The following is a 13798-nucleotide window of genomic DNA, read 5'->3' on the forward strand; positions in this document are numbered from 1 at the left end:
AAGTAATTAGGCAAGTGCATGTCTTTGTAACGCGGCTACTAGTAATGAAATGGACAGCTCTACATCTTGAAGCTCGGTATCAATGATGATATCGGGCTTGTTTGGTATGTCGTATCCGGCGGATATGCCGGTGAAATTCGGAATTTCGCCGCGGTTTGCTTTTTGGTATAATCCCTTAGGATCTCGCTGTTCACAGACTTCAACAGAACATTTCACATACACTTCCACAAATTCCCCAGGGCCAAACATGGATTTCACCATTTCCCGATCTTGTTCATGTGGAGAGATAAACGCTGCAATGATATGGGTACCCGAATCTAGAAATAGCTTAGACACCTCTGCGATTCTTCTTAAATTCTCCCTGCGGTCTTCTGGGCTGAATCCCAAGTCGCGGTTCAAGCCGCGGCGTACTTGATCTCCGTCCAGCACGTAGCAGGGAATCCCTTCTCTCTTCCAAACTGATTCCAGATGGGAAGCAAGTGTCGTTTTGCCAGATCCAGATAGGCCTGTAAGCCAAATTACTCGCGGATTCCTATTAATAGACAAGGCCCTTCTCTCCTTAGAAAATATGTATTTTTGAAGCAATATAGTTTTCTTCAATTTGATTATAACGGATGAAAGGAATTAGCAAAATACTACATAAAAATATAAATATCTGCTTATATTACTTAAAGTAACAGCAAGCGAATGAAGTATGCCTGCTGTGTTCGTACGATATCACTCAAGTGAATTGGGCTAGATCAATTTGAAAAAAAGGGGCAGATAACAAATGAAGAAGTTGCTCATCTTGGGCACGATAATCGCAATCCTCATTTCGGGGACACAGATGGTACACGCTTCCTCAGTGAAGGATGCATTTCATTTTGGGTTTAAGAAGAGTAAGGACGGACAATCGGCTTCCATTAACGAGGAAGGCTTTAAACATATTTTAGAGAAGCACGGCGCTATTTTTATGGGAGATACGAAGCAAAAAGAATTGTATCTCACCTTCGATAATGGGTACGAGAATGGCTATACGCCTGCAATCCTGGATGTGTTAAAAGAGAAGAAGGTGCCTGCCGCCTTTTTTGTAACAGGTCATTATCTGAAAGACAAGCCAGACCTTGTTCGGAGGATGAGTCAAGAAGGACACATTGTTGGGAATCATTCCTGGAGCCATCCCGACCTCACGGTAACTTCGAACGAGAAGATTAAGATCGAGCTGGATCAAGTAAAGGAAGAAACGAAGAGGCTTACAGGCAAAGAGTATCCATATCTCCGCCCGCCTCGGGGAATATTTAGCGACCGGACGCTTGAAGTAAGCCGTGGTCTCGGATACACGGATGTATTTTGGTCCATAGCATATAAGGATTGGGATACGAATGTTCAGAAAGGCTCGCAGTATGCTTATGATCAAGTCATAAAGCAGCTGCATCCTGGTGCTGTTATTCTGCTGCACTCTGTTTCAAAGGACAATACAGAGGCACTTGGCTCCATCATTGATGCTGCGAGAGCTCAAGGGTATACGTTCAAAAGCTTGGATGAATTAAAAACCAAGACATACTGAAGCCAAAGGCGAATCTCATCCAAACTGACAATCTCAACCTATTTAGAGGGCTTCATTCACCGCTGATCAGCATAAATAAGGTCAGCGGTTTTTTATGCGATTGTAGAGCGGGATCATGCTTTTGCATATTTAACCTTGTATACGCTTTATTCCCATTATATAGTTAAAAAGTAAAATTCAATGCTTGAACTCATCCAGTCGAAGATGAATCATGAATAAAAATCATGGGAGGGAAACCGTTTGGATATCATTTGGTCTACTCGGATATTGGATTCATTCATGAACCGTAACAAGCAATTGCCATGGGGAGATTTTCATTCAAGACTACACTGGAATTATGAAAATGGCTGCATTATGACGGCTGTTGAACGAGTATGGCGGGCTACGAACGATCCAATCTATTTTGATTACCTCAAAACAAACATGGACCTATTCATTCAGGATAATGGCCATATTCTTACATATCGAATGAATGAATACAATGTCGATCAGTTAAATCAAGGGAAGACGCTGTTTACGCTGTATGAAGAAACAGGTGAAGAGAAATACCGAATCGCGATTGAGCACCTTATGACACAGCTTAGAAGCCATCCACGTACGGCTGAAGGAGGATTATGGCATAAGAAGATCTATCCATTTCAAATGTGGCTGGACGGCGTTTATATGACTTGTCCGTTGATGACGGCTTATGCAGATCTAAATGGTGCAAATGAATGGTTTGACGAGGCTGTGCATGAAATTTTGTTGATGGAAAGAGTATCACGTGATCCTGACACTGGATTACTATATCATGCTTATGATGAAAGCAGGGAACAGGCTTGGGCCGATGATGCTACAGGCTGCTCACCGCACTTTTGGGGGAGGGCTCTCGGGTGGTATGTAATGGCGATAACCGATGTACTGGATACACTGCCCTTAGATCATCCTAAACGCGGCGAAGTCATCGGAATATTCTATCGGGTATGCGAGGCGATCATGAAGGTGCAGGATACAACGACTGGCTTATGGTACCAAGTGCTGAATCTACCTGAACAGGAAGGCAACTACTTGGAGGCGTCGGCATCTTCAATGTTTGTATGTGCACTATCAAAAGGGGCTCGTCTCGGTTATTTGGGCAATCATGCACTGGAAGCTGCTCGAAAGGGACATGAAGGAATAGTCCGCCAGTTTGTTAAAGCACGTGAGGATGGTTCATACGCATTGGAAGGCATATGCAAGGTAGCCGGTCTTGGTGGACAGCCGTATAGGGATGGATCATTCGAATACTATATTGGAGAACCGCTGCGTACGGATGATCCGAAGGGATTAGCGCCCTTTGTAATGGCATGTCTGGAGATTGAGGCGCAAATGACCGAAGTCACAGTATAGAACAAAAGAAAGAGAAGACCCTGCAAAAGATGCAGGGCCTTCTCTTTCTCTTAGTATGATTTTGTATAGATAATTCCAATGGTTTTGGGTCCGCAATGACTGGAAATAACACAACCTGCAGTAGCCAGCACAACCTCTTTGGCATTCGTTTTTTCCTGCAATACCTTTTGCAAATAAAGCGCATCATCCTCACACATGGAGTGAACAACGACAATAATATCATTGTCCATTTCATCTGTTTTACTCAGCGCATTTGACAGCATCTGATCCATCGCTTTTTCACGCTTGCCTCTGACTTTGTAAGCAGGTGTCATTTTTCCATCCGTTACTTTGATGACCGGTCTAATCTTGAGCAAGCTACCGATCAAATTTTGCATTCCCGAGCAGCGGCCACCCATATATAGATAATCTAATGTATCAATTACAAATTCAGTATCAACCTGTGGTCTGATTTGGGTAAGGCGGTCAACAATTTCCGGAACGGAAAGCCCTTCTTCCACTGCACGTACAGCCTTGAACACCTGAAGACCGATCCCTGTGGATAAATTTAATGAGTCAAATACGGTAACTCTGCCATCAGGGTATTCAGAAGCAGCTAACAGTGCGTTTTGATAGGTGGACGACAACTCTGAAGAGAGGCTGATAAATAGAATATCGCAGCCTTCTTCTATGTATGGGCCAAAACAGGCCATAAAATCGGCCGGTGATGGAGCTGCAGTCTTCGGAAGTCGTCCTTCCGTTTTGACACGCTCGTACAGCTCTTCAGGAACGATATCTACACCATCCTTCAATGACTCGTCTCCGAATACGGCATAGAGAGGGACAATGCCAATGTCATGCTGATCGACCCATTCTTTTGGCAAATCACTAGTACTGTCCGCAAAAATTTTAATTCGCGACATCTCAATCCCCTTTATACAAGTTAATTTCTTCTTCACGAAATCACGTCATAAAAACAAATATGAAATGGATTCATTTCAAACATTATAATGCATATCTAGCATGAGTAGCAAAAATGGTAGTGAAATTGCTAGAGATGTAGAGATTTTTTCTACAACACAACTGTCATGCTAAAAAAACCAATAACGATAAGCAGAATCAGTCCATTTAAGATAAGGCCAACCAGTGGAAATGCTTTTTTCCGATTCTTTAATGCCAATCCTATAATAGAAAGAATGACACCAATGATATTTAATCCAAGGCTGGCAAGAATTAATAGTCCGATAACGATCACATATAAGTTGTTCAGCATTGCTTCAGGATCGGGGTTCTCAAGTATTTCAGCTGCTGCAGCTGGTGATAGGGCGAGAACAACGATGTAAAGCACTAAGGAGAGGATGCCAACAATTAGAGATGCAATACCAGGACCCGAATGCTTGACCTTGGCGGGAGGCGGCTGAAAAGTGCCATAGGGATTGTTTACTTCTTGAAGTTGTTCGTTATCTGGTGCTGGGTTCTTATCCATGTAGTCGCTCCTTTATAGATATACAGTTAACTTTTCCATAATTCAAATTAAAATGCAAGCTGCATTCTCTTACCGATCTGTCACATTGTTAAAGGGATGTTCACTAGTAAACGGCGTGCAGATTAGGTTAAGATGATTTAGAATACATTTCATTTGAGGAGTGAACATATCAAGTGGCAAAAAAATGGATTGCCATAGGTTCCATTCTAGCGATGCTATCTGTCCTGATTGGTGCCTTTGGTGCACATATTATTGAACCGATTATTGGTGAAGAGCGGCTTACTACGTATGAAACCGGTGTGCAATATCATATGATGCATGCGCTTGGAATTTTGCTTATTGCACTAATGGCAAACAGCTTTGGTCCAAAGAAGGCACTGGAATGGGCGGCAAGACTGCTGTTTATCGGCATTATATTATTCTCAGGAAGCTTATATGTACTTAGCATGACGGGAATCGGCATTTTTGGGGCAATTACACCATTAGGGGGAATTTGCTTCATTACTGGCTGGATTCTTGTCATAATCTCTGTATTAAAAAAATAAATGGTTAGGAACGGTCATTCTCAGTAGATGAGAGTGGCCGTTCTTGATTACTGTTAGATGTATTTCTCGATCTCGGACGTGTGAATGGAGTACACCTGCTTCTCATCCACATGATAAATGCTGACCAGCTTGGATATCGCATCAAAATTGAGAACACGGCACGGAAGGCTTTTGCCTTTTCCAGTCTTATCTCGTATATCGAGCCTGATCAGTCGCCCTTCCTTCATGGCTGTGACAAACCATTTCTCAGAAGGACTGCGGTCCACTTCTTCTTTATATGTCGATTCGGATGAAGAGTCAGGAGCAGATTTATGAATCGGTTTTAAGTTTAGATCGGATACAGCTGATTGTTTCAAAGCTTGCTCAATTCTTGTGCCCAGTTTAATGCCGGACTGAATTCTGAAATCTGCAATTTGATCTTGTGCATTGAGCATTTCGAGAAGGGATTGCAGTGCAAGGGCATTTGACTTGCTGTGGATCATAATGTCAACGTTAAAAAGAAATTCGCCCTCGTTATTGGTGTCTGCTGACGTCATATTTTTCATAATATTATTTACCTCACACTGCTCTTATTATGGAATATTTATGTACATTGATTCTATAACTATATCATCAAAACGCAATCATGAATACTACCTTAGACGCATTTTTATACGAATACATCGTTTTTTTTATGAGAAGAGGATTGTAATGATAGGTTTTAAGACATAGTTCTTTGCGCATGGAGACTATCCGCTACTGTCCACACCATATAGAAGAACCAGGAATAAACTGTCGGGACGGATGAAGTGAAGGGGGTGTTACACTAATGGTAACATTGGAGCCGGTTCAAGTTGGAGACCATACCCTTGTGGCAGTTGAAGTAAAGCTGCCTAAGACTACACTGATTACAGTCTCGACTTCAAAAGGATACATTATGTGCGGAGCGCTTGATGTAAGTCTGCTGAACGAGCGTTTGGCAGCACGTAACATTATTGCAGCCCGGGCAGTTGGCGTGAAAACCATTGCTGAACTGCTTGCTGCACCGATGGAATCTGTGACAATCGAAGCAGAGAAATTAGGAATTGTTCCTGGAATGAGTGGGGTAGAGGCGCTGGAAAGAATGCTGTGATCTGTATACTAGAGTAAGATGAGGAGCAAGTGACCATAACATTTGATAGCAGTCCTCTATGGGGCGATGCGATGCCAATGATGCCGTAGTTTTTACTGATGAGTCGTATCTGTCGATAGGAGACTGCTTTTTATGATGAGTTTCTACATAAGATAAGACCAGCCTTCAATAAGATCGCCAAAGATTTCTTTTCGCAATTATTGCATAATGGGGAGTCTGATGGATCATGATATTTTTGTCGGAGTTTGCTTTGTCAGATTGGGCAGCTTTTGTTTCATTTAAAGTGTACGAGGGTAACTTAGGACTAGTGGCGAAAGATAATGAGATCATAAAATATACGATAAAGGATGGGATCATTATGGCAAAATCAACAAATAAAACGAAAACAGAAACCAAATCAACGATTGAGCAATTGCTTAATCGTGAAGTAGCGAATCTTAACGTATTGTATGTTAAGCTTCACAATTATCACTGGTATGTTAAGGGATCTAATTTCTTTACCCTTCATAATAAATTTGAAGAGCTGTATAATACAGTTTCTCTTCAAATGGATGAAGTGGCCGAACGTCTTCTTACTATTAAAGGAAGTCCGGCAGCAACGATGAAGGAATACCTGGATTTGGCTTCCATTCAAGAGGCATCCGGTGGCGAAGACCCTAAGACCATGGTTCAGAATCTGATTGAGGATTTCGCGACACTATCCGAAGAATATGTAGAAGGCATTGAAGCTGCGGAGGAAGCGGGCGATGGACCGACAGCAGATATGCTTACCGGCTTCCAGGCCGATCTGGAGAAACATATCTGGATGCTTCGCTCTTACCTGGCATAAAATAGATAACTTCGTTAGTTTAAAGTCTGGTCGACAAGACCAGACTTTTTCATTATATGAAGGAACAATAAAGGTCTGGTAATTTCTTAGTGAAAGGGGGAAGGATCATTTGATTTGCCTCCTTATTTATTATAGAATTCATAAATATTGGACCACTTAGGAAGCACCTCGGGAAGCTGTGTCTATTTAGTTTGTGTGGACAAGGGTATGTTGTTTACGGCGTCTGTAAACTTTCCCACATAAATGACTTGAGAATCAATGAGAATCAGTTTAGAATTATTATAAAGTGACACTTATCGAGTGAAGCTGGAAATCAAGGGGATACCCTATTAAATATACTTCATGATTTCAAGTGGGAAATTCATTTCTATTGGAGGTAAAGGCACATATGGCTACAAATTTCGTCATTCAAGGACTTAAAGCAGAAATAGAAGGAAAAGAAATTTTGAAGGGCATTAACCTCAACATGAACGGTGGAGAAATTCATGCGATCATGGGCCCGAATGGTACGGGTAAAAGTACGCTTGCTTCAGCACTGATGGGTCACCCTAAGTATGAAGTAACAGGCGGCTCTGTTACATTGAACGGCGAAGACGTTCTGGAAATGGAAGTTGATGAGCGCGCTCGTGCAGGTATGTTCCTAGCGATGCAATATCCAAGTGAGATTGCGGGAGTAACAAATTCTGACTTCTTGCGCAGTGCAATCAATGCACGCCGTGAGGAAGGTAACGAGATTTCTCTGATCAAGTTCATCCGCCAAATGGAAGGCAAAATGAAAGAGCTTGAGATGAACCCTGAGTTTGCTCATCGTTATCTTAACGAAGGTTTCTCTGGCGGTGAGAAGAAGCGTAATGAAATTTTGCAAATGATGATGCTGGATCCGAAGCTCGTTATTTTGGATGAGATCGACTCTGGTCTCGATATTGATGCACTTCGTATCGTTGCGAATGGTGTAAATGAAATGAAGAGCGAAGACCGCGGCTTCTTGATCATCACTCACTATCAGCGTCTGCTTAACTACATCAAACCTGATTATGTACACGTTATGATGCAAGGACGCATCGTTAAATCCGGCGGTCCTGAGCTGGCAGAACGTCTTGAAGCAGAAGGTTATGACTGGATCAAAGCAGAACTGGGAATCGAAGACGAAACTGTTGGCCAAGAAGCGTAAAGAATAAACGGAGGAGGATATCTTAAATGACGACACAAACCATTCTTCCGGTTGATTCCGAAGCGCTTCGCGCGTTATCCGAAGGCAGAAATGAGCCGGCATGGCTTTCTGAAGGGCGCCAAGCAGCACTTGAACTTGCGGGTAGCCTTGCGCTTCCAAAACTGGAAAAAACAAGAATTGAACGCTGGAATCTCTCCGCGTATGGACAATATAAAACAAGCAATGCGATTTCGTTGAATGAAGCACCCGAAGAAATTGCGAGCCTCATTAAAGATGAGCAAGATGGAACTTTGTTGATTCAACGTGGCTCCAGCGTCGTGTATAGCAATCTTTCCAAAGAGCTTGCTGATCAAGGTGTAATTTTCACAGACCTCGAAACGGCAGTTCGTGAACATGAAGACCTTGTTAAGAGTCATCTTCACACAGCAGTTAAATCTGACGAACATCAGCTTGCTGCACTGCATTCAGCGATCTGGAACGGAGGCGTATTCCTGTATGTGCCTCGTAATGTCGTGATTGATAAGCCTGTTCAAGCTATTTTGCTTGCTGAAGATGGAACGGCAACATTTGCACCTCATGTGCTCATTATTGCGGATACAAACAGCTCGGTCGTATACGTTGATAACTATGTATCCGGTAATCTTGAAGCACCCGTCTTCCATAATGGTGCAGCTGAAGTCTTTGTTAAACCAGGTGCGAAAGTTCGATTTGCTACCGTTCACCAATTCGGAGATCAAGTAACAGATATTACTTATCGCCGCGCTGTAGTTGAGAACGATGGTACGATCGAATGGATCGTTGGTGAAATGAACACGGGCAATACAGCAAGTGATACACTTTCTATCCTTAAAGGAAATGGATCGAATTCGGATCAGAAGACGATTGCGGTAGGTGCAGGTTCTCAGAAACTGAACTATACTACGCAAGCGAAGCATTTTGGTAAGAGCTCTGCAAGCCAGATGATTACTCGTGCGGTTATGCGCGAAGAAGCGTCTGCGATCATTAACGGAATTACCAAAATTGAGCATGGCGCAACAAAAGCTGATGGTCAGCAAACGGAACGTGTTCTGATGCTGAGTCCTAAAGCACGCGGAGACGCGAACCCGATTCTTCTGATTGATGAGGATGATGTAACAGCAGGTCATGCTGCGTCTGTAGGTCAAGTAAACCAAGAGCAAATCTACTATCTGATGTCACGCGGTATTTCTCGTGAGGATGCAGAGAGATTGATTATTTATGGCTTCCTTGCTCCAGTCGTATCCGACATTCCGCTTGAAGAATTGCGGGTGCAGCTGCAGTCCCTTGTTGAAAGGAAGCTGGGACAATGAACGCTGAGGCGATTCGTGAACAGTTCCCCATCCTCCATCAGGAAATTAACGGACACCCATTAGTTTATTTAGATAATGCGGCTACTTCCCACAAACCTCGTGTAGTGCTTGATGCGATCAAGCGCTACTACGAGTGGGAGAATTCCAATGTTCATCGTGGAGTTCACACACTTGGAAGTCGTGCTACGGATGCATATGAAGGTGCTCGTGAGAAGGTAGCCAAATTCATCAATGCTAAACGAACGCAAGAGATTATTTTTACTAGAGGTACAACGACGGCGCTTAACATTGTTGCTTCCTCATATGGTCCTTCTGTACTGAACGAAGGCGACGAAATTGTGATTACTCCTATGGAGCATCACAGCAACTTGATACCTTGGCAGCAACTTGCCATAAGAACAGGTGCTGTGCTGAAATATATTCCCCTTCAGCCGGATGGCAATATCGAGCTGGCAGATGTGGAAAAAACGATCACTCCAAACACGAAAATTGTCTCTATGGCATATGTTTCGAATGTTCTTGGGGTCATTAATCCAATTAAGGAAGTTGCTGAAATTGCTCATCGCAATGGTGCAGTTATGGTTGTTGATGGCGCACAAAGTACGCCTCATATGAAGGTTGATGTACAAGATCTTGACTGTGATTTCTATGCCTTATCCGGACATAAAATGTGCGGACCGACCGGTATCGGTGCACTGTATGGCAAGAAGGCGCTGCTTGAGTCCATGGAGCCGGTCGAATTTGGCGGCGAGATGATCGATGATGTTGGTTTGTATGAGTCTACATGGAAGGAGCTTCCTTGGAAGTTTGAAGGAGGAACTCCAATCATTGCAGGTGCGGTTGGTCTTGGAGCAGCGATTGATTTTCTATCGGAGATAGGGATGGATGAAATCGCACAGCATGAGAGCAAGTTGTCCCATTATGCAATGAGCCGTATATCTGAGGTCGAAGGCATTGAGGTCTATGGACCTAAGAAACGTCATGTAGGGCTCGTAACCTTTAATCTTGACGGTGTACACCCGCACGATGTAGCAACCGTGCTTGATGCAAGCGGGGTTGCTATACGAGCAGGCCACCATTGCTGTCAGCCGCTGATGCGCTGGCTTGAGGTAGGATCTACAGCAAGAGCGAGCTTTTATCTATATAATACAGAGCAGGACGTAGACCGTCTTGTGAGCGCCTTAATCCAGACAAAGGAGTATTTTGGTGATGCAACTTGATGATCTGTATCGGCGCGTAATTATGGACCACTATAAAAATCCGCGAAATCGGGGAAGCTTTGACGGTGAATCGGTGACGATTGATTTGAACAACCCGACCTGCGGTGACCGGATATCCTTGCAGCTAAAAGTTAAAGATGGAATTGTCGAGGATGCAAAGTATACTGGAGACGGCTGCTCGATCAGCATGTCCTCCGCATCCATGATGACAGAAGCTATCAAAGGGAAGTCTATGGATGAAGCTTTGAACCTGGCAGATCGTTTCTCCTCCCTGATGCAGGGAGAGGAACAGGAATTTGACGAATATGAAGATATAGAAGCCCTATCCGGTGTAAATAAGTTCCCTGCACGCATTAAATGCGCAACACTTGCATGGAATGCGCTGCGCAAAGGGATAGATGAAGATCACAAATCACAATAACGATAGGGAGGTAGACCCACATGGCTAAAAAAGCGCCAGAAATGGAAGAATATAAATATGGTTTCCGGGATGAGCACAAGTCCATTTTCCAAACAGGTAAAGGTCTGACGGAAGAGGTTGTAAGAGAAATTTCCCGTATTAAGGAAGAGCCTGAATGGATGCTCGAATTCCGTCTGAAATCCTTGAAGCAATTTGAGAAAATGCCTATGCCTCGTTGGGGCGGCGATCTCGACGAGCTTGATTTTAACGATATTCAGTACTATGTAAGACCTTCGGAGAAGCAAGGTAAGACATGGGAAGAGGTTCCTGCAGAAATCAAGGAAACCTTCGACAAACTGGGTATTCCAGAAGCAGAACAAAAATTCTTGGCAGGGGTATCTGCTCAGTATGAATCTGAGGTTGTATACCACAACATGCAGAAGGATCTTGAGGATCAAGGCGTAATCTTCATGGATACCGATACAGCTCTGAAAGAGCATCCAGAGATTCTTAAGGAGTACTTTTCAACCGTTATTCCTCCGGCTGATAATAAGTTCGCAGCTCTGAACAGTGCCGTATGGTCAGGCGGAAGCTTCATCTACGTGCCAAAAGGCGTGAAATGTGAAATTCCGCTGCAGGCTTACTTCCGGATCAACTCTGAGAATATGGGTCAGTTTGAGCGTACGCTGATTATTGCTGACGAAGACAGCTTCGTACACTACGTAGAAGGATGTACTGCTCCAATTTACAGCACAAATTCTCTGCATAGTGCGGTTGTTGAGATTATCGCGAAGAAAAATGCACGTGTTCGTTATACTACGATTCAGAACTGGGCTCCGAACATCTACAATCTCGTTACAAAACGTGCAGTTGCAGAAGAAAATGCAACGATGGAATGGGTTGATGGCAATATCGGATCCAAGCTGACGATGAAATATCCTTCCGTTGTTCTTAAAGGTCGCGGAGCGAAAGGCTCTGTACTCTCGATCGCTGTCGCTGGTAAAGGTCAGCATCAGGATGCGGGTGCGAAAATGCATCACTTGGCGCCAGATACGACGTCTACGATTGTGTCCAAATCCATCAGTAAGCATGGTGGTAAAGTAACTTACCGGGGTCTCGCTTCCTTCGGACGCAATGCGGATGGTGCTAAATCGAACATCAAGTGTGACACTCTGATTTTGGATAATGAGTCCACTTCGGATACGATTCCTTACAATGAGATCATGAACGATAACATTACACTTGAGCATGAAGCTACCGTGTCTAAGGTATCTGAGGATCAGCTATTCTACTTGATGAGCCGCGGTCTCTCTGAAGCGGAAGCAACACAAATGATCGTTATGGGCTTCATTGAGCCGTTTACGAAAGAACTTCCAATGGAATATGCGGTTGAGATGAATCGTCTCATCAAATTCGAGATGGAAGGCTCTATCGGTTAAGCAGAGCTATATCAACATTTGGATTATAAAAAATACGTGTCCTGGCCACTTATGGTTGGGCACGTTTTTTTTTATATGATGATACTAGCCTTTAGACCAATAGGGGAATCAGAGAAATTAAAATAGAGGCCATCCGTAATGGAGGACCTCTACTTCGATTGATGTTCTAAGGAAAGTATGTTCTACACTGCTCTTTCTAAACAGCTCTAGTTGTTAAATGCTGAAGGGTTATGTAAGGTATGTTCTAGATATAGATTTCTACAATAGCGATATCTCGTTGTTTAGCTAAATCCACAAAGCCTTGTCCACAACGGACGAGTGGGCGGAAATAATCATTGGGATTATTCATGACAATCGTACCTGTATCTCCTGAAGTCAGTAATACCTGCTTGCCAATAAAATTAGGCAGGAGATGCTTGATAAAGCTCTGAGTCACTTTTGCGTTAAGCTGCCCGAAGCTTAATCCATAAAGTTCACATAATACGGATATATACTCTTGCTTGGATTGGTACACGCGATGAGTCGTCATTGCACTATAGACATCAGCCACTGCTGCGATCCGGGAATAAGGATGAATATCATCCTTACGCAATCCGTAAGGGTACCCGCTGCCATCTTCTCGTTCATGATGCTGCAAGGCAGGAATCGCGAGTGTCTCATTACCCGTAGACTCCAATATAATATCATAACCTTGTTTAGCGTGTTTTTTCATAACCCGGAATTCCTCTGTACTTAACTTGCCGGGCTTGTGAAGCAGCTTCTCAGGCACCATTGATTTCCCTATATCAATGAGGTAACCAGCTTTGGAGATGGTGTAGCTATCTTCCGGAGAATAACCGAGCCATGAAGCCATATAGTATGTAAGGATGCCTACTTGGACTGAATGGTTGTAAGTATACTCATCATCGCGATCAAGCAGCAGGAGAAGTGACACGACGTCCTTCTGCTCAACCAGCTGTTCAGCCATTGGATTAAGCAGTTCATCTACCTGGGATATCGAGAAGCGTCCTGATGTGGTAGCTTCCTTGAAGATCGAGGCTGTTCCCATCATGGTTTCATCGAACATAGGAACAAGCTTAAGCAGTGATTCTCCTGGGGATGATTTGAAGACAGGTGCAGGCTGGGTGGCTGGCTCTGTGATGTCTACATAATCAATACCGTGCATGATCAGTTTGTCGATGTCCGAATCATCAAGTAAAGATCCTGCTGACATCAGCTGCACTCCAGAAGGATTAAAAGTATCCGATTGAAGCAGTAAACCAGGCTTTAAGTCGGTGACATGTAATCTCAAGACAATTAACCACCTTTAAGTGTAAAGTTTTAAATTTATCATATCAAGAAAAAAATGGACAGACAACGACTAGTTTTAATTATTA

At 43.4% G+C, this 13798-nt stretch carries 15 protein-coding genes; 10 read left to right on the forward strand and 5 right to left on the reverse strand.

What is annotated here, in order from left to right:
• Positions 1-6 precede the first annotated feature (6 nt).
• Complete coding sequence (cysC, locus tag BM415_RS03190) at positions 7-600, reverse strand: adenylyl-sulfate kinase (protein WP_348272300.1); 594 nt, start codon at positions 598-600, stop codon at positions 7-9.
• Between the two features lie 169 nt (positions 601-769).
• Here cysC and pdaA point away from each other — a divergent pair, with 169 nt between their 5' ends.
• Together pdaA and BM415_RS03200 are read left to right on the forward strand one after the other, a co-directional pair.
• Positions 770-1546, forward strand: a complete 777-nt coding sequence (gene pdaA / locus BM415_RS03195; RefSeq protein WP_091154516.1) for a delta-lactam-biosynthetic de-N-acetylase — start codon at positions 770-772, stop codon at positions 1544-1546.
• Between the two features lie 240 nt (positions 1547-1786).
• A complete protein-coding gene (locus BM415_RS03200; protein ID WP_091154519.1) occupies positions 1787-2914 on the forward strand; it encodes a glycoside hydrolase family 88/105 protein in 1128 nt (375 codons plus the stop codon).
• 50 nt (positions 2915-2964) lie between these two features.
• Here the strand turns inward: BM415_RS03200 and BM415_RS03205 are convergent, their stop codons facing one another.
• Both BM415_RS03205 and BM415_RS03210 read right to left on the reverse strand, forming a co-directional pair.
• Positions 2965-3816, reverse strand: coding sequence for a DegV family protein (locus BM415_RS03205; RefSeq protein ID WP_091154521.1), 852 nt, complete (start codon positions 3814-3816; stop codon positions 2965-2967).
• Between the two features lie 149 nt (positions 3817-3965).
• Positions 3966-4379, reverse strand: a complete 414-nt coding sequence (locus BM415_RS03210; RefSeq protein ID WP_091154523.1) for a hypothetical protein — start codon at positions 4377-4379, stop codon at positions 3966-3968.
• 173 nt (positions 4380-4552) lie between these two features.
• On the opposite strand from BM415_RS03210, the gene BM415_RS03215 reads away from it, so the two are divergent.
• Complete coding sequence (locus BM415_RS03215; protein WP_091154526.1) at positions 4553-4924, forward strand: DUF423 domain-containing protein; 372 nt, start codon at positions 4553-4555, stop codon at positions 4922-4924.
• Between the two features lie 53 nt (positions 4925-4977).
• On the opposite strand, the gene BM415_RS03220 is transcribed toward BM415_RS03215, so the two are convergent.
• Complete coding sequence (locus tag BM415_RS03220) at positions 4978-5469, reverse strand: hypothetical protein (protein WP_091154529.1); 492 nt, start codon at positions 5467-5469, stop codon at positions 4978-4980.
• A gap of 263 nt (positions 5470-5732) precedes the next feature.
• On the opposite strand from BM415_RS03220, the gene BM415_RS03225 reads away from it, so the two are divergent.
• The 7 genes from BM415_RS03225 to sufB all read left to right on the forward strand — a co-directional run bounded on the left by BM415_RS03225 (position 5733) and on the right by sufB (position 12422).
• Positions 5733-6035, forward strand: a complete 303-nt coding sequence (locus tag BM415_RS03225) for a YunC family protein (RefSeq protein WP_091154530.1) — start codon at positions 5733-5735, stop codon at positions 6033-6035.
• Between the two features lie 358 nt (positions 6036-6393).
• Positions 6394-6864, forward strand: a complete 471-nt coding sequence (locus BM415_RS03230; RefSeq protein WP_091159021.1) for a Dps family protein — start codon at positions 6394-6396, stop codon at positions 6862-6864.
• A gap of 388 nt (positions 6865-7252) precedes the next feature.
• Entirely contained in the window at positions 7253-8035 is a 783-nt protein-coding gene (sufC, locus tag BM415_RS03235) for a Fe-S cluster assembly ATPase SufC (protein WP_091154533.1), read from the forward strand.
• A gap of 26 nt (positions 8036-8061) precedes the next feature.
• Positions 8062-9363, forward strand: a complete 1302-nt coding sequence (sufD, locus tag BM415_RS03240; protein ID WP_091154536.1) for a Fe-S cluster assembly protein SufD — start codon at positions 8062-8064, stop codon at positions 9361-9363.
• Positions 9360-10583, forward strand: a complete 1224-nt coding sequence (locus BM415_RS03245) for a cysteine desulfurase (protein WP_091154538.1) — start codon at positions 9360-9362, stop codon at positions 10581-10583. The genes sufD and BM415_RS03245 overlap by 4 nt, the downstream gene beginning before the upstream one ends.
• Complete coding sequence (gene sufU, locus BM415_RS03250; RefSeq protein ID WP_091154541.1) at positions 10573-11004, forward strand: Fe-S cluster assembly sulfur transfer protein SufU; 432 nt, start codon at positions 10573-10575, stop codon at positions 11002-11004. The genes BM415_RS03245 and sufU overlap by 11 nt, the downstream gene beginning before the upstream one ends.
• A gap of 20 nt (positions 11005-11024) precedes the next feature.
• A complete protein-coding gene (gene sufB, locus BM415_RS03255) occupies positions 11025-12422 on the forward strand; it encodes a Fe-S cluster assembly protein SufB (RefSeq protein WP_091154543.1) in 1398 nt (465 codons plus the stop codon).
• A gap of 244 nt (positions 12423-12666) precedes the next feature.
• Here sufB and BM415_RS03260 read toward each other — a convergent pair whose 3' ends face one another.
• Positions 12667-13713 carry an HD-GYP domain-containing protein gene (locus BM415_RS03260; protein WP_091154545.1) on the reverse strand — a complete coding sequence of 349 codons (1047 nt, stop codon included), beginning with the start codon at positions 13711-13713 and terminating at the stop codon, positions 12667-12669.
• Between the last annotated feature and the right edge of the window lie 85 nt (positions 13714-13798).

This window comes from Paenibacillus sp. 453mf (assembly GCF_900116105.1).
Taxonomy (GTDB): domain Bacteria; phylum Bacillota; class Bacilli; order Paenibacillales; family Paenibacillaceae; genus Paenibacillus; species Paenibacillus provencensis.

Coding starts and splice junctions, on each gene's coding strand:
- BM415_RS03205 (WP_091154521.1), bottom strand. CDS start 3,816: ATGTCGCGAATTAAAATTTTTGCGGACAGTACTAGTGATTTGCCAAAA.
- BM415_RS03210 (WP_091154523.1), bottom strand. CDS start 4,379: ATGGATAAGAACCCAGCACCAGATAACGAACAACTTCAAGAAGTAAAC.
- pdaA (WP_091154516.1), top strand. CDS start 770: ATGAAGAAGTTGCTCATCTTGGGCACGATAATCGCAATCCTCATTTCG.
- BM415_RS03220 (WP_091154529.1), bottom strand. CDS start 5,469: ATGAAAAATATGACGTCAGCAGACACCAATAACGAGGGCGAATTTCTT.
- sufB (WP_091154543.1), top strand. CDS start 11,025: ATGGCTAAAAAAGCGCCAGAAATGGAAGAATATAAATATGGTTTCCGG.
- BM415_RS03225 (WP_091154530.1), top strand. CDS start 5,733: ATGGTAACATTGGAGCCGGTTCAAGTTGGAGACCATACCCTTGTGGCA.
- BM415_RS03245 (WP_091154538.1), top strand. CDS start 9,360: ATGAACGCTGAGGCGATTCGTGAACAGTTCCCCATCCTCCATCAGGAA.
- sufC (WP_091154533.1), top strand. CDS start 7,253: ATGGCTACAAATTTCGTCATTCAAGGACTTAAAGCAGAAATAGAAGGA.
- sufU (WP_091154541.1), top strand. CDS start 10,573: ATGCAACTTGATGATCTGTATCGGCGCGTAATTATGGACCACTATAAA.
- sufD (WP_091154536.1), top strand. CDS start 8,062: ATGACGACACAAACCATTCTTCCGGTTGATTCCGAAGCGCTTCGCGCG.
- BM415_RS03230 (WP_091159021.1), top strand. CDS start 6,394: ATGGCAAAATCAACAAATAAAACGAAAACAGAAACCAAATCAACGATT.